Origin of the sequence: Pseudaeromonas aegiceratis (genome assembly GCF_046254905.1) — a bacterium.
In the GTDB taxonomy this organism is placed as follows: domain Bacteria; phylum Pseudomonadota; class Gammaproteobacteria; order Enterobacterales; family Aeromonadaceae; genus Pseudaeromonas; species Pseudaeromonas aegiceratis.
Genome location: NZ_CP158016.1, coordinates 3317053 through 3335372, shown reverse-complemented (window position 1 = coordinate 3335372; position 18320 = coordinate 3317053). Strand labels below are relative to the sequence as shown.

At 62.8% G+C, this 18320-nt stretch carries 20 protein-coding genes; 19 read left to right on the top strand and 1 reads right to left on the bottom strand.

The features are described from left to right. Nucleotides 1-217 precede the first annotated feature (217 nt). From ahpC to ABHF91_RS15635, 19 genes are all read left to right on the top strand, one after another. Nucleotides 218-784 carry an alkyl hydroperoxide reductase subunit C gene (gene ahpC, locus ABHF91_RS15725; protein WP_409421185.1) on the top strand — a complete coding sequence of 189 codons (567 nt, stop codon included), beginning with the start codon at nucleotides 218-220 and terminating at the stop codon, nucleotides 782-784. A 67-nt stretch (nucleotides 785-851) separates the two neighbouring features. Further along, on the top strand, nucleotides 852-2399 hold the full coding sequence (gene ahpF / locus ABHF91_RS15720; protein ID WP_409421184.1) for an alkyl hydroperoxide reductase subunit F: 1548 nt from the start codon (nucleotides 852-854) through the stop codon (nucleotides 2397-2399). A gap of 136 nt (nucleotides 2400-2535) precedes the next feature. After that, on the top strand, nucleotides 2536-2919 hold the full coding sequence (locus ABHF91_RS15715) for a RidA family protein (protein ID WP_409421183.1): 384 nt from the start codon (nucleotides 2536-2538) through the stop codon (nucleotides 2917-2919). A 3-nt stretch (nucleotides 2920-2922) separates the two neighbouring features. Then, nucleotides 2923-3318, top strand: coding sequence for a sulfurtransferase complex subunit TusD (gene tusD, locus ABHF91_RS15710; RefSeq protein WP_409421182.1), 396 nt, complete (start codon nucleotides 2923-2925; stop codon nucleotides 3316-3318). 8 nt (nucleotides 3319-3326) lie between these two features. Beyond that, on the top strand, nucleotides 3327-3683 hold the full coding sequence (tusC, locus tag ABHF91_RS15705; protein ID WP_409421181.1) for a sulfurtransferase complex subunit TusC: 357 nt from the start codon (nucleotides 3327-3329) through the stop codon (nucleotides 3681-3683). An 8-nt stretch (nucleotides 3684-3691) separates the two neighbouring features. Then, nucleotides 3692-3976, top strand: coding sequence for a sulfurtransferase complex subunit TusB (gene tusB / locus ABHF91_RS15700; RefSeq protein WP_409421180.1), 285 nt, complete (start codon nucleotides 3692-3694; stop codon nucleotides 3974-3976). 177 nt (nucleotides 3977-4153) lie between these two features. After that, nucleotides 4154-4528: a 30S ribosomal protein S12 gene (gene rpsL, locus ABHF91_RS15695; RefSeq protein WP_345011937.1), complete on the top strand. Its 375-nt coding sequence runs from the start codon at nucleotides 4154-4156 to the stop codon at nucleotides 4526-4528. Between the two features lie 94 nt (nucleotides 4529-4622). Then, entirely contained in the window at nucleotides 4623-5093 is a 471-nt protein-coding gene (gene rpsG / locus ABHF91_RS15690; protein ID WP_345011935.1) for a 30S ribosomal protein S7, read from the top strand. 75 nt (nucleotides 5094-5168) lie between these two features. After that, nucleotides 5169-7271, top strand: a complete 2103-nt coding sequence (gene fusA / locus ABHF91_RS15685; protein ID WP_409421179.1) for an elongation factor G — start codon at nucleotides 5169-5171, stop codon at nucleotides 7269-7271. Nucleotides 7272-7333: 62 nt separating this feature from the next. Continuing rightward, entirely contained in the window at nucleotides 7334-8518 is a 1185-nt protein-coding gene (gene tuf, locus ABHF91_RS15680) for an elongation factor Tu (RefSeq protein WP_409421178.1), read from the top strand. A gap of 127 nt (nucleotides 8519-8645) precedes the next feature. After that, entirely contained in the window at nucleotides 8646-9107 is a 462-nt protein-coding gene (locus ABHF91_RS15675; protein WP_409423138.1) for a methylglyoxal synthase, read from the top strand. A gap of 193 nt (nucleotides 9108-9300) precedes the next feature. Next, entirely contained in the window at nucleotides 9301-10512 is a 1212-nt protein-coding gene (locus tag ABHF91_RS15670; RefSeq protein ID WP_409421177.1) for an extracellular solute-binding protein, read from the top strand. 63 nt (nucleotides 10513-10575) lie between these two features. After that, nucleotides 10576-11445, top strand: coding sequence for a carbohydrate ABC transporter permease (locus tag ABHF91_RS15665; protein ID WP_409421176.1), 870 nt, complete (start codon nucleotides 10576-10578; stop codon nucleotides 11443-11445). Next, nucleotides 11442-12218: a carbohydrate ABC transporter permease gene (locus ABHF91_RS15660; protein ID WP_409421175.1), complete on the top strand. Its 777-nt coding sequence runs from the start codon at nucleotides 11442-11444 to the stop codon at nucleotides 12216-12218. The genes ABHF91_RS15665 and ABHF91_RS15660 overlap by 4 nt, the downstream gene beginning before the upstream one ends. Next, complete coding sequence (locus ABHF91_RS15655; RefSeq protein ID WP_409421174.1) at nucleotides 12219-13277, top strand: ABC transporter ATP-binding protein; 1059 nt, start codon at nucleotides 12219-12221, stop codon at nucleotides 13275-13277. Continuing rightward, a complete protein-coding gene (locus ABHF91_RS15650; protein ID WP_409421173.1) occupies nucleotides 13267-14028 on the top strand; it encodes an MBL fold metallo-hydrolase in 762 nt (253 codons plus the stop codon). Before ABHF91_RS15655 ends, ABHF91_RS15650 begins: the two co-directional genes overlap by 11 nt. Then, nucleotides 14025-15011, top strand: coding sequence for a substrate-binding domain-containing protein (locus tag ABHF91_RS15645; RefSeq protein WP_409423137.1), 987 nt, complete (start codon nucleotides 14025-14027; stop codon nucleotides 15009-15011). The genes ABHF91_RS15650 and ABHF91_RS15645 overlap by 4 nt, the downstream gene beginning before the upstream one ends. 106 nt (nucleotides 15012-15117) lie before the next feature. After that, nucleotides 15118-16341 carry a DEAD/DEAH box helicase gene (locus tag ABHF91_RS15640; RefSeq protein WP_409421172.1) on the top strand — a complete coding sequence of 408 codons (1224 nt, stop codon included), beginning with the start codon at nucleotides 15118-15120 and terminating at the stop codon, nucleotides 16339-16341. Nucleotides 16342-16416: 75 nt separating this feature from the next. Then, nucleotides 16417-17310 carry a DMT family transporter gene (locus ABHF91_RS15635; RefSeq protein WP_409421171.1) on the top strand — a complete coding sequence of 298 codons (894 nt, stop codon included), beginning with the start codon at nucleotides 16417-16419 and terminating at the stop codon, nucleotides 17308-17310. A gap of 10 nt (nucleotides 17311-17320) precedes the next feature. Here ABHF91_RS15635 and ABHF91_RS15630 read toward each other — a convergent pair whose 3' ends face one another. Continuing rightward, on the bottom strand, nucleotides 17321-18226 hold the full coding sequence (locus ABHF91_RS15630; RefSeq protein WP_409421170.1) for a LysR family transcriptional regulator: 906 nt from the start codon (nucleotides 18224-18226) through the stop codon (nucleotides 17321-17323). Nucleotides 18227-18320 lie beyond the last annotated feature (94 nt).

Below are 18320 nucleotides of genomic sequence, written 5' to 3'. Positions count from 1 at the left end.
TACTAAGACAAAGGGCCCTGCGGGGCCCTTTTTGCTATCTGGGTTCATGCATTTGCCATGCACTTGGGGTAGATTGACTCCCTATGGTGTCGACCGAGTAATCGACTGAGTCGATTGTTGCTGTCGGTTTTTACCGTTATGCATAATTTTGCAGTCAGTCTACTATGAACCCGTCGAATCCCTCACGGTCTGAGGGTCTTTTACCAAGGAGCGAAACATGTCTACCTACATCAACACTGAAGTAAAGCCCTTTACCGCCACCGCCTTCCACAACGGCGAATTCATCCAAGTCTCCGATGCTGACCTGAAGGGCAAGTGGTCTGTCGTCTTCTTCTACCCGGCTGACTTCACCTTCGTATGCCCCACCGAACTGGGCGACCTGGCTGACAACTACGCCGAATTCCAGAAGCTGGGCGTGGAGATCTACTCCGTGTCCACCGACACCCACTTCACCCACAAGGCCTGGCACGACACTTCCGACACCATCAAGAAGATCCAGTACCCCATGGTGGGTGACCCGACCGGCGTCATCAGCCGCAACTTCGGCGTGATGATCGAAGAAGCTGGTCTGGCCGACCGCGGCACCTTCGTCATCGACCCGGAAGGCAAGATCCAGATCGTCGAAATCCATGCCGGCAGCATCGGCCGTGACGCCCTGGAGCTGATGCGCAAGGTGAAGGCCGCCCAATACGTGGCTGCTCACCCGGGTGAAGTCTGCCCCGCCAAGTGGAAGGAAGGCGACGCCACCCTGGCTCCGTCTCTGGACCTGGTCGGCAAGATCTAAGCCACAGCCCAGCCCATTTCGAGGCCGGCGCAAGCCGGCCTCTTACCTACAGATCTAAGGACACGCCATGTTAGACACCAATCTGAAACAGCAACTGGATACCTATCTGAACTACATTGTGACCCCGATTGAGCTCAGCGTGTCCGGTAACGATCAAGCCAAGTCCGCTGAACTGCAGGCCCTCGCCGAAGAGGTGGCCGGCATGTCAGCCAAAATTTCCCTCAAGGTGGGTAATGCCCCGCGGCAACCGACCCTGAGCGTGGCCCCCGCCGGCCAGGCACCCCGCGTGCACTTTGCCGGTATCCCCATGGGCCACGAGTTCACCTCCCTGGTGCTGGCCCTGCTGCAAAGCGGCGGTCACCCCTCCAAGGCGGATCCGGCGTTGCTGGAGCAGGTGCGCCAGCTGAAGGGCGAGTTCCACTTCGAGACCTATATCTCCCTGTCCTGCCAGAACTGCCCGGACGTGGTCCAGGCACTGAACCTGATGGCGACCCTGAACCCCAACATCACCCACACCATGATCGACGGGGCCCTGTTCCAGGATGAGGTGAACGCCCGCCAGATCATGGCGGTGCCGAATGTCTACCTCAACGGCGAGCCCTTCGGTCAAGGGCGCATGACGCTGCCGGAAATCGTCGGCAAGCTGGATACCGGAGCGGCCGAGCGCAAGGCCGCCGAGCTGAGCGAGAAGGCCCCCTACGACATGCTGATCGTCGGTGGTGGCCCGGCCGGCGCGGCCGCCGCCATCTATGCGGCGCGCAAGGGGATCCGCACCGGCCTGGTGGCCGAGCGCTTCGGTGGCCAGGTGATGGATACCGTCGGCATCGAGAACTTCATCTCCGTGCCCTACACCGAAGGCCCCAAGCTCTCCGCCAGCCTTGAGCAGCATGTGCGCCAGTACGGCGTGGACATCATCACAGAACAGCGGGTGGCCAAGCTGACCCGTGCCGACCAGGTCGAACTGGATCTGGTGAGTGGCGCCAAGCTCAAGAGCCGGGCCGTGGTGCTGGCCACCGGTGCCCGCTGGCGGGAGCTGAACGTGCCCGGCGAGGCCGAGTACCGTACCAAGGGCGTGGCCTACTGCCCCCACTGCGACGGCCCCTTCTTCAAGGGCAAGAAGGTCGCGGTGATCGGTGGCGGTAACTCCGGCATCGAGGCGGCCATCGATCTGGCCGGCATCGTCGAGCATGTGACCGTGGTGGAGTTTGCCGATACCCTGCGGGCCGACGAAGTGCTGCAGAAGAAGGCGCGCTCTTTGCCGAACGTCGACATCATCCTCAATGCCCAGAGCACCGAGGTGCTCGGCGATGGCAGCAAGGTGGTGGGGCTGGCCTATAAGGACCGCAGCAGCGGCGAGGTCAAGCAGCTGGATCTGGCGGGTATCTTCGTGCAGATCGGCCTGGTGCCCAACACCGAATGGCTGAAGGAGAGTGACATCAGCCTGACCCGCTTCGGCGAGATCGAGATCGATGCCAAGGGCGCCACCTCCATGCCCGGGGTATTTGCCGCCGGCGATGCCACCACAGTGCCGTTCAAGCAGATCATCATCTCCATGGGCAGCGGCGCGACGGCCGCCCTGGGGGCCTTCGACTACCTGATCCGTACCTCGGTCTAAATCGCCCGGCCGGGTTAGCAGAACCACCCCTTGCGGGTGGTTCTTTGTTTTTGGCCCCTTGCGCTCCCGGCGGGGGTTTTATACCTTGCTTAGGTTTGGCCCTTTGGGCCCCCATCCGTCATGCAAGGAGTCAAGGATGCAAAAGCAGGTCATCAACACCCCCGCCGCCCCCGCCGCCATCGGTCCCTACGTACAGGCCACCCGGGTCGGCGATCTCATCTTCACCTCCGGCCAGATCCCGCTCATCCCCGAGACCATGACCCTGGTGGAAGGGGATATCCGCGCCCAGGCCGAACAGGTGATGAAGAACCTGCTGGCCATCCTGGTGGCCGCCGGCGCCAGCGCCGACACCGTCATCAAGACCACCTGTTTCCTCAAGGACATGAACGATTTTGGCCCCTTCAACGAGGTCTACGCCCAGTACTTTGGCGAGGCGGCACCGGCGCGCTCCTGCGTGGAGGTCGCCCGTCTGCCCAAGGACGTGCTGGTGGAAGTCGAAGCCATCGCTTACCTGGCCTAAGTGATGTCCGCGCTGCGCTTCGCCCTGCTGGTACAGGGGCCACCCTACGGCAGTGAGGCCTCGGCCCAGGCCTTGCTGTTTGCCCAGGCCCTGTTGGCGCGGGGGCATCGCCTCAGCCAGGTGTTCTTCTATCAGGACGGGGTGTACAACGCCAACGGCTATGTGTCTCCCGCGTCGGATGAGGTCGATCTGGTGGCCCAGTGGCGGAGCTTGGCCGAGGCCCAGGGTATTGTCCTGGATGTCTGCGTGGCGGCGGCGCAGCGGCGTGGTGTGCTGGATGCGACCCAAGCCCAGGAGGCCGGTAAGGCCGGGTATAACCTGGCGGCTCCCTTCGTGCTCAGTGGCTTGGGGCAGCTGGCCGAGGCGGCCTTGGGCGCCGATCGCCTAGTGCAGTTCTAGGAGGGGCGATGAACCAGATAGCCTTTGTGTTTCGTACTTCGCCCCACGGTCGCACCAGGGGGCGGGAGGGACTGGATGCCTTGCTGGCCACCTCGGCGTTCAGCGAGGAGCTGGCGGTGTTCTTCGTCGAGGATGGCCTCTATCAGTTGCTCGCCGGACAGGTGCCGACGCAGGTGCTGAGCCGCGATCACGCCCCCTCCTTCAAGCTGCTGCCCCTGTATGACATAGAGCAGATCTATTTTTGCCAGGACAGCCTGACGGCCCGGGGGCTGACGGCCGACGGCCTTCTCATTCCAGGCCAGGCGCTAGACGCCGCGGCCTTGGCGGACACCCTGGCGCAGTATCCGGTGCGCCTCATCTTCTAGGAGGGGCCATGCTCTATCACATCATCCATTCTCCCTTCGAACTGCTCTCCCTGGCCCAGTGCCTGTCGCGGCTGCGCCCCGGGCAGGATCAGCTGCTGCTCAGCCGCGACGCCGTGATCGCGGCCGCCGCGCCCCAATGGCAGGCACAACTGGCCGCCTTGGCCGTCCCGGTCTATGTTTTGGCGGAGGACCTGACGGCCCGCGGGCTGCGGGCCGGGGTGGGGGAGGTCATCGACATGGCGGGCTTTGTGGATCTCGTGGCCCGAGAGGGCAATCCCCTGCTGTGGGGCTAGATCATCACGGCGTCATTCTGCCTCAGTAGAGTCCCCTGCCATCCCATGATGGCGCTGTCTGTGAGCCAGGTTGTCTAAATCTTGACTCATGGGGTCGACGAGCATAGAATTTCGCGTCCCCGTCTCTGCGGGGAGGATTTTTCACATGTTTGTAAAGCTAATATCAGGAGCTTTTTAATGGCAACTATTAACCAGCTGGTTCGCAAGCCGCGCGTTAAGCAAGTTGTGAAAAGCAACGTTCCTGCGCTGGAAGCGTGCCCTCAGAAGCGTGGCGTTTGTACCCGTGTGTACACCACCACTCCGAAGAAGCCGAACTCAGCGCTGCGTAAGGTTTGCCGTGTCCGTTTGACCAACGGTTACGAAGTCACTTCTTACATCGGTGGCGAAGGCCACAACTTGCAAGAGCACAGTGTTGTGCTGATCCGTGGCGGTCGTGTTAAGGACCTTCCCGGTGTTCGTTATCACACCGTTCGTGGTGCCCTGGACTGTTCTGGCGTGAAAGACCGCAAGCAATCCCGCTCCAAGTACGGCGTGAAGAAGCCTAAGGCTTAATGGATTCCCGTTAAGTAAGGCCAAACGATCAATTCGTTTAGTTAGAAATCTATTTCTAGTTTTGGGTAAAACCTGAAGTTACGGAGAATTCAAAATGCCAAGACGTCGCGTTGTTGGTCAGCGTAAAATCCTGCCGGATCCCAAGTTCGGATCTGAACTGCTGGCTAAGTTCATTAACGTCGTAATGGTAGACGGCAAGAAGTCCGTCTCCGAAGCCATCGTGTATGGCGCCCTGGATATCATTTCTCAGAAGAGTGGCAAGGATCACCTGACCACCTTTGAAGAAGCCCTGGATCATATCCGTCCGACCGTCGAAGTTAAGTCTCGTCGGGTTGGTGGTTCTACTTACCAAGTTCCGGTCGAAGTTCGTCCGGTTCGTCGCAACGCCCTGGCAATGCGCTGGTTGGTTGAAGCTGCCCGCAAACGTGGTGAAAAATCTATGGCTCAGCGCCTGGCCGGCGAGCTGCTGGACGCCGCTGACAATAAGGGTGCCGCGGTCAAGAAGCGTGAAGACGTGCACCGTATGGCGGAAGCGAACAAGGCCTTCGCTCACTACCGCTGGTAATCCCGCTGTGCAGACCTTCGGGTCTGCACATATTGCCATTACCTAAGGCACAACCTTAGTAAGAGGATAGCTATCGTGGCTCGTTCAACACCCATTGAGCGCTACCGTAACATCGGTATCTCTGCTCACATCGACGCTGGTAAGACTACCACTACCGAACGTATCCTGTTCTACACCGGTGTTAACCACAAGATCGGTGAAGTGCATGATGGCGCTGCCACCATGGACTGGATGGAACAAGAGCAAGAGCGTGGTATCACCATTACCTCCGCCGCTACCACCTGTTTCTGGAGTGGTATGGGCAAGCAGTTCCAACCGCACCGCGTAAACATCATCGATACCCCCGGTCACGTTGACTTCACCATCGAAGTAGAACGTTCCATGCGGGTACTGGACGGCGCCGTCATGGTGTACTGTGCCGTTGGTGGTGTGCAGCCCCAATCCGAAACCGTATGGCGTCAGGCCAACAAGTACAAGGTTCCGCGTATCGCCTTCATCAACAAGATGGACCGTACCGGTGCCAACTTCCTGCGCGCGGTTGAACAGATCAAGTCTCGTCTGAAGGGTAACGCCGTTCCCCTGCAGCTGCCGATTGGCGCCGAAGAACACTTCAAGGGCGTCATCGACCTGATCAAGATGAAGGCCATCAACTGGAATGAAGAAGATCAAGGGACCACCTTTGAATACGAAGACATTCCGGCTGAGCTGCAAGACGCTGCCGACGAGTGGCACCAGAACCTGATCGAAGCCGCTGCCGAAGCCTCTGAAGAGCTGATGGAAAAATACCTCGGCGGTGAAGAGATGACCGAGGCCGAGCTGAAGGCAGCCCTGCGTCAACGCGTTCTGAATAACGAAATCATCCTGGTTACCTGTGGTTCTGCGTTCAAGAACAAGGGTGTTCAGGCCATGCTGGACGCCGTGATCGAGTTCCTGCCGGCACCGATCGACGTACCTGCTATCGCAGGTCAACTGGAAGACGGTACTCCTGCCGAGCGTCACCCGAGCGATGATGAGCCCTTCTCCGCTCTGGCGTTCAAGATTGCTACCGACCCGTTCGTCGGTAACCTGACCTTCTTCCGCTGCTACTCCGGTGTGGTTAACTCCGGTGACAGCGTGCTGAACTCCGTCAAGGGCAAGCGCGATCGTATCGGCCGTATCGTACAGATGCACGCCAACAAGCGTGAAGAAATCAAGGAAGTTCGTGCCGGTGACATCGCCGCGGCTATCGGTCTGAAGGACGTCACCACTGGTGACACCCTGTGTAACGAATCCGCTCCGATCATCCTGGAACGCATGGAATTCCCCGAGCCGGTAATCTCCGTGGCTGTTGAGCCCAAGACCAAGGCTGACCAAGAGAAGATGGGCCTGGCCCTGGGCCGTCTGGCTCAGGAAGACCCCTCCTTCCGCGTATGGACCGACGAAGAATCAGGCCAGACCATCATCGCCGGTATGGGCGAGTTGCACCTGGACATCATCGTTGACCGTATGAAGCGTGAGTTCAAGGTAGAAGCCAACGTCGGTAAGCCGCAGGTTGCCTACCGTGAAACCATCCGTGCCAAGGCTGCTGACATCACTGGTAAGCACGCCAAGCAATCCGGTGGTCGTGGTCAGTTCGGTCACGTTGTGATCGACATGTACCCGCTGGAAGAAGGCAAGGGTTACGAATTCGTCAACGACATCAAGGGTGGTGTGATTCCTGGTGAATTCATCCCTGGCGTTGATAAGGGTATCCAAGAGCAGCTGAAGTCTGGTCCGCTGGCCGGTTATCCGGTGGTGGATCTGGGTGTACGTCTGCACTTCGGTTCTTACCACGATGTGGACTCTTCCGAGCTGGCGTTTAAGATCGCCGCCTCTCTGGCCTTTAAGGCTGGCTTCATGCAAGCACAACCCGTGCTGCTCGAGCCGGTGATGAAGGTGGAAGTGGAAACTCCGGAAGACTACATGGGTGACGTAATCGGCGACTTGAACCGTCGTCGTGGCATGGTTGAAGGCATGGAAGACGGCCCCTCCGGCAAGATCGTTCGTGCCCTGGTGCCGTTGGCTGAAATGTTCGGTTATGCAACCGATCTGCGTTCTGCCACCCAAGGCCGTGCTTCCTACTCCATGGAGTTCGGTAAGTACGCTGAAACGCCTAACAACATCGCCCAAACCGTGATTGAAGCGCGTAAAGCCAAGTAATCCCAAGTAATCTATGCCGCCCGCCCCAGGTGGGCGGCTATTAACCTAGGAAGGACAACGTCGTGTCTAAAGAAAAGTTTGAACGTACAAAACCCCACCTCAACGTAGGCACCATCGGCCACGTTGACCACGGTAAGACCACCCTGACCGCTGCCATCACCGCTGTACTGGCTAAGACCTACGGTGGTAAGGCCTTCGCCTTCGACCAGATCGACAAGGCGCCGGAAGAAAAGGCCCGTGGTATCACCATCAACACCTCTCACGTAGAATACGACACCCCGACCCGTCACTACGCCCACGTAGACTGCCCGGGCCACGCCGACTACGTTAAGAACATGATCACCGGTGCTGCACAGATGGACGGCGCTATCCTGGTAGTAGCTGCCACCGACGGCCCGATGCCGCAGACCCGTGAGCACATCCTGCTGGGTCGCCAGGTAGGCGTACCGTACATCATCGTGTTCCTGAACAAGTGCGACATGGTAGATGACGAAGAGCTGCTGGACCTGGTGGAAATGGAAGTTCGCGAACTGCTGAGCGAATACGACTTCCCGGGCGACGACACGCCGGTGATCCGCGGTTCCGCGCTGAAGGCGCTGGAAGGCGATGCCGAGTGGGAAAAGAAGGTAGTTGAACTGGCCGAAGCTCTGGACAGCTACATCCCCGAGCCGGAACGTGCCATCGACATGCCGTTCCTGATGCCGATCGAAGACGTATTCTCCATCGCTGGTCGTGGTACCGTAGTAACCGGTCGTGTCGAACGCGGTATCGTGAAGGTTGGCGAAGAAGTTGCCATCGTAGGTATCAAGGACACCGCCAAGACCACCTGTACCGGCGTGGAAATGTTCCGCAAGCTGCTGGACGAAGGCCGTGCTGGTGAGAACGTAGGTGTACTGCTGCGTGGTATCAAGCGTGAAGAAGTTGAGCGTGGTCAGGTACTGGCCAAGCCCGGCACCATCACCCCGCACACCAAGTTCGAATCCGAAGTGTACGTGCTGTCCAAGGAAGAAGGTGGTCGTCACACCCCGTTCTTCAAGGGCTACCGTCCGCAGTTCTACTTCCGTACCACCGACGTAACCGGCACCATCGAGCTGCCGGAAGGCGTGGAAATGGTTATGCCTGGCGATAACATCAAGATGGTCGTGACCCTGATCTGCCCGATCGCGATGGACGAAGGTCTGCGTTTCGCAATCCGTGAAGGTGGCCGTACCGTCGGCGCCGGCGTGGTTGCCAAGGTTATCGAGTAATCTCGACTAGCCAATTCGAAAAAAGGGTGGCCCTGGGCCACCCTTTTTTTATCTGGATGATTGCGGGGGCGGGACCAATCTGGTACCAAGATGGCACGCTTTTCACAAGGAGTCTTACATGCAAGCGATGGTCAATCGTGAGATGCCGGCCCACAAGCGCGTGGCGCTGGTGGCACACGATCACAAGAAGGTGGATCTGGTTCGCTGGGTCAAGCAGCGCAGCGAGCAGCTGAAGCTGCATCACCTGTATGCCACCGGCACCACAGGCAGCATATTGAGCAAGGAAGCGGGCCTGCCCATCACCTGCCTGTTCTCCGGCCCCATGGGGGGGGATCAGCAGCTCGGTGCCCTGATCGCCGAAGGCAAGATAGACGTGCTGATCTTCTTCTGGGACCCCTTAAATGCCGTGCCCCACGATCCGGACGTCAAGGCGCTGCTGCGTCTGGCGGCGGTGTGGAACATCCCCATGGCCACCAACGAGGCCACCGCCGATTTCCTGATGGACTGCCCCCACATGGACAGCCCGTTCGAAGTGGCGGTGCCCGACTACGCGGGTTATCTCAAGGCGCGGACCGAGACCAAGGCTTGAGTCTAGCTCGCTGTTCCCGGTCAGACTTTGCCTGACAAAAGATCGACAACCTGGCACCAGTAGCCAGGTTTTTTTATGTCCGACCAACGCGTTATCAAAGCTTCACCCCTGCGTCACCACACTGCAATACGTCCTGCCTATCGTGACCACAGTAGCCGTGCACGCGCGTGCGCATCACATAGGAAAGGACGACATGTTCAACAAGACTCTCGTTTCATTGGCCCTGCTCGGCATGAGCTGCGCCAGTCAGGCCGGCGAGCTGGTGGTTGCCGGTCGAGACAGCAGCTATGGCAAGGCGCTGCAATTTGTGGCCGATGCCTATCAGCAGCAGCATCCCGGCACCCGGATCACTCTGATCCAGCAACCTGGCAAGGGGCTCTATGACAGCCTGGCCCTCTCAATGCGTGCCAAGAACGATCACTACGACGTGGTGATGCTGGATGACACCTGGGCGCCGGAATTTATGCAGAAGGGGTGGCTGGCGCCCCTGCCGTCGAGCCTGGCCAGCCAGCCCTTCATCCTGTCGCTGGCGGCACTGGGCCAGCAGGGCGGCCATGATTACGCCATGCCCATGGTAGGTAACGTGGCGCTGTTCGCCTGGAACAAGGCGGTGTTTGACCAGTATCAGCTGGCGGCGCCCACCAGCTGGCAGGCCGTCAAACAGGCGGCCGATCGCATCCAGGCCGAGCAGCAGCTCAGCGGCGTGGTGTTCCGTGGCGTCAAGGGCAATCCCGTGGTCACCGGCTTCCTGCCGCTGCTGTGGGGTTACGGTGCTGATGTTATCGATGCCAACGGCCATGCGGCCCTCGATACGCCCCAGGCCCGTCAGGCCCTGGAGATGTTCCTGTCCCTCAAGGCCGATGCCCCCAAGGGGGTGGATGTCTACAACGCCGACGAGGTGAGGGATGCCATGCAGAAGCGGGCGGCCGCCATGGCGCTGGAAGTTTGGCCGGCCTGGGTGCCGGATCTGGATAACCCCGCCGTCTCCCAGGTGGTGCACGAGATGGAAATCGTCACCCCGCCCAGCCAGACCGGCCAGTCGTCCCCCATGCTGGGGATCTGGCAGCTGGCCATTCCGGCCACCAGCCAGCGTAAGGCCGAAGCCGAGGCGTTTCTCGCCTTCGCTGGCAGCGAGGCCATGCAGAAGGCGCTAGCCCTGCAGTTCGGCATACCGCCGACTCGCGCTTCCTTGTATCAGGATGCGGACCTGGTGGCCAAATACCGCTGGTATCCGGCACAGCTGACTGCCCTGGAGAACGGCAAGGCGCGGCCACGCATCCAGAACTGGGCCGAGGTGGAGAGCATCCTGGGGGATTACCTGCAGCTGGCGCTGACTGGCCAGATGCCCGCCGAGCAGGCTCTGCAGCAGGCCCAACAGCGCATCAGCCGTGTCCTGAAGTCCTGATCCTTGTCTCTTTGGCACCCTGGGGCGGGCCAGCGGCCCGCCTCACGGTCAGCGGTATCGCCTATGCTGTTTGAACAACGTTCCGTCCTGCTCTGGTTGATGCTGCCCAGCCTGCTGGTGCTGGCGCTGCTGACCGGCTATCCCATCGTCTCCGTGCTGCTGGCCTCCCTCAGCCAGACCGACAGCCAGACTGGCGTGACCAGCTTCGTCGGCTTGGCCAACTTCCGGGCCCTGCTGGATGACTTCTTCTTCCTCACCGCGGCGCGCAACACCCTGGTCTTCACCCTGGTGGCCTCCTTCAGCCAGCTGTTGCTGGGGTTGGCCCTGGCCCTGCTGTTTTACCGGCCGTTTCGCGGTCGCCGTTGGCTGTTGCCGTTGCTCATCTATCCCATGATGCTGTCGACCCTGGTGTGCTCAGCCATCTGGCGGGCCTGGTATCATTACGACTTCGGCCTGCTCAACCGGGCGTTGGTCGCCTGCGGTCTGCCGCCCCAGGAGTGGCTCTCCGATCCCTCTCGTGCTCTGTATGCCATCGCCCTGGTGGATACCTGGCAGTGGACACCCATGGCCTTTCTCATCCTGCTGGCGGGGCTGCAGTCCATCCCTCAGGAGGTACAGGAGGCGGCCATGGTGGACGGCGCCTGCGGCTGGCAACGGCTGTGGTACATCACGCTGCCTCTGTTGGCCCGCCCGCTGTTGCTGGTGCTGCTGCTGCGCTCCATCGATACCTTCAAGCTGTTCGACAAGGCCTATGTGCTGACCGGCGGCGGCCCCGGCAACGCCACCGAGACCCTGTCCATGCTGGTCTACAAGTACGGCTTCCAGTTCTTCGATCAGGGGCTGGCCAGCGCCGCGGCCCTGCTGATGCTGCTCATCTCCATCTCCATGACCCTGATCTACGCCCGCTATCTGGCCAAGGGGAATAGACCATGAGCCGACTCCTGCACCGGCTGACCGTGATCCTGGTCAGCCTGCTGTTTGCCTTGCCCCTGCTGTGGATGATCCAGACCGCCAGCCTGGCCGACGGCGCCCCGAGCCTGGCGGCCTTCGCCGCCCTGTGGCAGGACGACTTCCTGCCGCTGCTAGGCAACACCTTGCTGATCGCGGTGGGAGCGGCCCTCCTGTCGCTGCTAATGGCCTTTCTCGCCGCCTATGGCCTGGTGCGCTACCGCTTTCCAGCCGGGCTCGACAAGCTGTTTCTGCTGCTGGTGCTGATGATCAAGATGATGCCGCCCATCGTCATCGCCATCCCGCTGTACGATCTGATGAATCAGACCCAACTGCTCAACACTCGGCTGGGGCTGGTGCTCAGCTACCAGATCTACACCCTGCCGTTCGCCATCTGGATGCTGCTGGGCTTCCTGCGGGAGGTGCCGCTGGAGATCGACGAGGCCGGCGCCCTGGACGGGGCCAACCTGGGCCGGCGGCTCTGGTATATCGTCCTGCCACTGTGTGCCCCCGGCATGGTGGCGACTCTGATCTTTACCAGCCTGCTGGGCTGGAACGAATTCATGTTTTCGCTGCTGTTTATCCACACCCCGGATCGCTTCACTCTGCCGCTCTATATCGCCCGCGGTATGACGGAGGACGGTACCGTGTGGAACAGCCTGATGGCCTCCGGCCTGATCGCCTCGCTGCCGATGCTGTTGCTGGCCGGCTACCTGCAGAAATACCTGCTGCGCGGCTTCTCAATGGGACTCAAATAAGTGAAAACACTGCAACTGATCGAGCTGGGCAAGGCCTACCATCAGCACACCGTCATCCCCCGGCTCAACCTGGGGATCAACCAGGGGGAGTTTGTCGTCTTCGTCGGCCCCTCCGGCTGCGGCAAGTCCACCCTGCTGCGGATGATCGCGGGGCTGGAGTCGGTGACTCAGGGCGAGATTCGCCTGTCTGGGCAGAACCTGAACCGGGTGCACCCGGCACAGCGGGAAATCGCCATGGTGTTCCAGTCCTACGCCCTCTACCCCCACATGAATGTGGCGCGCAACATCACCTTCCCCCTGAAGATGGCTGGCGTGGCCAAGGCCGAGCAGGCCAGACGGTTGGCGGAGGTGGCGCAGATCCTCCACCTGACACCCCTGCTGGATCGCCTGCCGGGGGCCCTGTCTGGCGGCCAGCGCCAGCGGGTGGCCATTGGGCGCGCCATAGTGCGCAATCCGGCGCTGTTCCTGTTTGACGAGCCCCTGTCCAACCTGGATGCCAAGTTGCGCAATGAGATGCGTCTGAGCCTCAAGCAGCTGCATCAGCAACTGCAGGCCACCATCCTCTACGTGACTCATGACCAGGTGGAGGCCATGACCCTGGCCGATCGCATCGTGGTGCTCAACCAGGGGCTCATCGAGCAGGAGGGCTCCCCACAGACCCTCTACGACGCGCCGGCTAACCGCTTCGTCGCCGGCTTTATCGGCACCCCGGGCATGAACTTTCTCGACGGGCAGTGGCAGGACGGCCAGTTCCAGTTGGCCGGGGGCATTCGGCTGAGCGGTCTGCCCGCCGGCACGGCGACCCTGGGGCTGCGGCCCAACCAGATCCGGGTCGATACACGCCACAGCGAAGTGGCCATGGTCATCGAGCTGGTGGAGCCGCTGGGGCACAGCTGGCTCTATTATGGCCGGCTCGCCGGGCAGGCCATCGCGGTGGAGAGCACCCAGCCCTTCGCCCAGGGGGCAAGCCTCCCCCTGGCGTTGGGGCGTTCCGTCTGTCACTGCTTCGATGCCGCCGGGCAACGGCTGGCCACCCGGGAGGCCAGCCTTGCGGATTGACATCATCGGCTGTGGCGATGCCTATGATGGCAGCCGCACCAATGCCGCCTTGCTGGTGGCCGAGGCGGGTTTCAACCTGCTGATCGACTGCGGCCCCACGGTACCGGTGGCCCTGTTCCGTCGACAGCTGGCCCCGGAGGCGCTGGATGCCCTCTACCTGACCCACAACCACCCGGACCATATCCTAGGGGTGACCACACTGCTCAACTGGATGGCCAGCCATGGTCGGCGGCGCCCGCTGTCCCTGATCTGTCAGTTGGGCCAGCGACCGCGCCTGCAGCAGCTGGTCGCCCATGCCCACTGGCCCGAGCCGGCGCTGCCCTTCGCGCTGCAGTGGTACCCTGCCGAGCGACTGCTGACGCTGGGGCCCTGGCAGTGGCAGTTCTTTGCCACCCGGCATGCGGTGCCCAACCTGAGCGTGCTGCTCTCCGGCGGCGCCGGGCGGCTGTTCTACTCGGGGGACGGCGCCCTGTCGGCCGACGGCGCGAGCGCCGCGGCGACGGCGGATCTGCTGTTTCTCGAGTGCGAGTACCTCGAGGCGCACCCCAGCCACGGCAGCTGGCACGATTGCCGGCGGTTGACCCGCCAGCCCGCCAGTTTGGGCATCCTCTATCATCTGGATCCGGCCTGCCGGGCCGTCCTGGCGCCGCAGCTGGCCCGGGCGACGGACCCGACCTGGCAACTGGCCGAGGATGGCCTGTGCTGGCAATTGCCGCTGGCCACCAGAGGTGGGGACGCTTGGCCAGAATGACCGCCGCCATGCTGGCCGCCCAGCTGGGAGTGTCGCGCTCCGCCGTGTCGAGGGCCTTCACCCCGGGCACCCGGCTCGCGGCGGCCAAGCGTGCCACGATCCTGGCGGCGGCGCGGGAGCACGGCTATCAGCCCAATGTGTTTGCCAGCGCCCTCAGTACCCCTAACAGCCGCTCGCGTTCCCACCTGGTCGCCATCCTGATGGGGGATTTTGCCAGCCCGTTCCAGAGCTGGCTGTTCGCCGAGCTGACCCGGGTGCTGCAGCGGCATGGCAAGTTGCCCGTGCTCTTGAATGTCGAGGCCACCGAGGATCTGGATCAGGCCGTCTTGCGGCTGGGCAGCTACCAGGTGGACGGGGTGCTGGCGGTGGTGGGCTCCTTGCCGGAGAGCTGCCTGTCCCAGTGCGTCAGCCTGGCTTTGCCTCTGGTGCTGCTGGGGCGCTCCGATCCGGCTGGGCGGGTGCCCTCGGTGCAGACGGATAATCGGCAGGCGGGGCGCCTGGCGGCGCAGCACCTGCTGGCGCAGGGGGCGCAGCGGCTGGGGTTTCTGGCCGGACGGGCCGACGGCGAGGCGTCCCGCGCCCGTGGCGCCGGCTTTGCCGAGCTGGTGTGCCAGGCCGGCTTGCCGCCACCCTGTCTGCTGAGCGCCGGAGGCTATAGCCACGCGGCGGGGCTGGCTATGGGGCAGCAGCATGCCCAGACCCTGGCTAGGCTCGACGGCCTGTTCTGTGCCTCGGACGCCCTGGCCATGGGGGTGATGGATGGCTGCCGGCAGGGGCTGGCGGGGCAGGGGCTGCCGATCGTCGGTTGTGACGATGTGCCGCAATCGGCCTGGCCGGCCTATCGGCTGACCACGGTGGCGCAACCGGTGGCGCAACTGGCGGAGGCGGCGGTACGGCGCCTGCTGCAACAGATTGACGGATCGGCTGATGGCGGGGAAGCGGCCGTGACCCGATTACCGCCGAGTCTGGTCTGCCGGGACTGAGGTCTTCGCCCGAGTGCGACAGGGCCCGGCGAGATTTGTTACCATGCCGCCCGCCGTCCGTTCTTGCTGACCGGCGCCTCCTTCTTACTCTTGCATGGTGATCCCTATGACCTTTGCCGACCTCGCCCTCGATCCGCGCCTGCTTTCCAACCTGCAGGCCCTGGGCTACCAGCAGCCGACGGCCATCCAGCAGGCGGCCATGGCGCCGATCCTGGCGGGGCGGGATCTGCTGGCGGCGGCCCAGACCGGCACCGGTAAGACAGCGGCCTTCGTGCTGCCGATCCTGCAGCGGCTGCTGACCCCGGCCGCCACGCCTGCGGTGCGGGCCCTGATCCTGGTGCCCACCCGCGAGCTGGCCCAGCAGGTCCACCAGAGCGTGGAACGCTATGGCGCCGGCTGTGGCGTGCGGGCGGCCCTGGTCTATGGCGGCGTCAGCATCGCCGCCCAGGTGGCGGTGCTGCAGGCCGGGGTGGATCTCATCATCGCCACCCCGGGGCGCCTGCTGGATCATCTGCGTCAGGGGGTGGTCAGCCTGGCCGGGCTGGAGGTGCTGGTGTTCGACGAGGCCGACCGCATGCTGGACATGGGCTTTGCCGACGAGATCAACGCCCTGCTGGCCCAGCTGCCGGACGAGCGCCAGACCCTGCTGTTCTCCGCCACCTTCGGCGAGGCCGTCTATGCCCTGGCCCGGGCGCGACTGCGGGAGCCCCTGCGCATCGAGGCAGCGCCTGCCAACACGGCGGCGGCGCCCATCGAGCAGCGGGTCTATGTGGTGGATGCCGAGCGCAAGGCCGAGCTTATCGCCCACCTGATCCAGACCCAGAGCTATCGGCCTGTGCTGATCTTCAGCCGCACCCGCCAGGGCTGCGATCAGCTGGCCAAGGCCCTGAGCGGTGGTTCGATTACCGCCCAGGCCCTGCACGGCGATCTCTCCCAGGCCGCCCGAGAGCAGGTGCTGCAGGCATTTCGCGACGGTCAGCTGCAGGCGCTCATCGCCACCGATGTGGCGGCCCGCGGCCTGGATATTCCGGATCTCCAGTATGTCATCAACCTGGAGCTGCCCTTCCAGCCGGAGGATTACGTGCACCGCATCGGTCGCACCGGCCGGGCCGGCAAGGCGGGGCTGGCCATCACCCTGTTCAGCGTCGAGGACAGCGTGCTGCTCGAAGAGGTGGAGGCGGTGCTCAATACCCGGCTGCCCCAGCAGTGGTGCCCGGGCTTCGAGCCGGATCTGACCCGCAGTGCCCCGGCGCCACGCCGCCACGGCAAGGCGGCCCAGAAGCAGCGCGCCAAGCAGCGGGCTCTGGGGAGCAAGGGACGCCGCGGCTAGCCCTATGCTATGGTCTATCCCCTCTGCTTCCTTCCCCTTTGCTTGATGCCGTCACCCTGTTGCTGGAGTCTAGAGATGCGTGCCGCCGATTATTGCCGACTGTTGCTACTGGCCGCCATCTGGGGCGCCAGCTTTCTGTTTATGCGCATCGCCGCGCCGGCACTGGGGGCCATCAACACCGCCTTCCTGCGGGTGCTGTTTGCCAGCCTGGGGCTGAGCCTGCTGGTGCTGCTGATCCGGCGGCGTATCGATTTTGCCGACAAGCTGCCGGTGGCCCTGCTGCTGGGCATCATCAACTCCGGCCTGCCGTTTCTGATGTATTGCCTGGCGGCCAAATGGCTGCCCGCCGGCTATTCCGCCATCTTGAATGCCACCACCCCCCTGATGGGCGTCGCCATCGGCAGCCTATTCTTTGGTGAGCAGCTGACCCTGAAGAAGAGCGGCGGCGTCGTGCTGGGGCTGCTGGGGGTCATGTTGATCACCACCCGGGGGCAAATGGCCTTGTCGCTGGTCACCTTGCAGGGGATCCTCGCCTGCCTGCTGGCCACTGCCTGCTATGGCCTGGCCGGCTTCTTAACCCGCCGCTGGGTCGGCCAGCGTGGCGGGCTCGATCCCATGCAGCTGGCCCTGGGCACCCAGATTGGCGCCAGCCTGTTCCTGCTGCCCTTCTTTGCCTACAGCCAGATCACCAGCCCCTTGCCTGACTGGAACCTGCCGGCGGCCTGGTTCAGCGTCGTGGCGGTGGGCCTGCTCTGCACGGCGGTGGCCTACATCCTCTACTTTCGCCTGCTCCACGACATAGGCCCGCTGCGCTCCCTGACCGTCACCTTCCTGATCCCGCCGTTCGGTATCTTCTGGGGTTATCTGGTGCTGGGGGAAAGCCTCAACTCCGGCTTTGTGTTCGGCGCCCTGGTGATCGGCGTGGCCACCTGGCTGGTGCTGAGCCCTAGCACGCGTTCGCCGCGCTAGGGGCCGCTACTCAGCTCAGCGCCGGCTGGAGCAAGGCCTGCAGCCAGGTCATGAAGCGGCGCACCCGCACCGGCAGATGCCGCCGATTGGCGTATAGCAGGAACACCGGCAGGGGAGGGGGCAGGTGATCCGGCAGTATCTCCACCAGGTCGCCGCTATCGAGCCAGCGCTGCACGCCGCGTCTGGGCACCTGAATGATGCCGAGCCCGGCCAGCGCCGCCTGCCGATAGGCATCGGAGTTATTCACCGTCACACTGCCCGGCACCGTCCGTCGCTGCGGCTGCCCCTCGGCGTCCAGGTATTCAAAGCCGGTCGGTCGGCTGCCGAGGGATTGGGCATAGTGCACCAGCGGGTGACTGGCCAGATCCTCGGGGCTCTGCGGCAGACCATGGCGCTCCAGGTAGGCCGGGCTGGCACAATTAATCTGCGCCATCTGGCCGAGGGGCAGGGCAATCACCCCCTGGTCATGGACATTGCCCACCCGCACCACGCAATCAAAGCCCTCGCGCACCATGTCCACCCGGCGGTCTGTGCTGCTCAGCTCTATCTCCAGCTGGGGGTGACGCTGCAAAAACGCCGGCAGGGCGGGGATCACCAGGGTGCGGGCCAGGGCCAACGGCATGTCCACCCTGAGCCGGCCGCGCAGCGGCTGATCCTCCTCGCGGCTGAACCAGGTGGTCAGCTCCTCCATGTCTGCCAGCAGATCCTGGCAGCGCTCGTAGAACAGCTGGCCGTCCTGCGTCATCTGCACCTTGCGGGTGGTGCGGTGCAGCAGACGAGTGCCCAGCTGCTCCTCCAATTGGCGTACCGCATTCGAGACACTGGCCTTGAGCATGCCGAGGTTGTCGGCGGCCTGGGTGAAGCTGCCGAGTTTCGCCACCTGCACATAGACACGCATGGCCTGCAACTGATCCATGATGGCTCCAACTGTCAAAATTAGATAAACAATCTAACAAAGTTAGACGGATTTATCGCCAGCCTGAAATCAATAGACTTGGGGTAACGGGAGA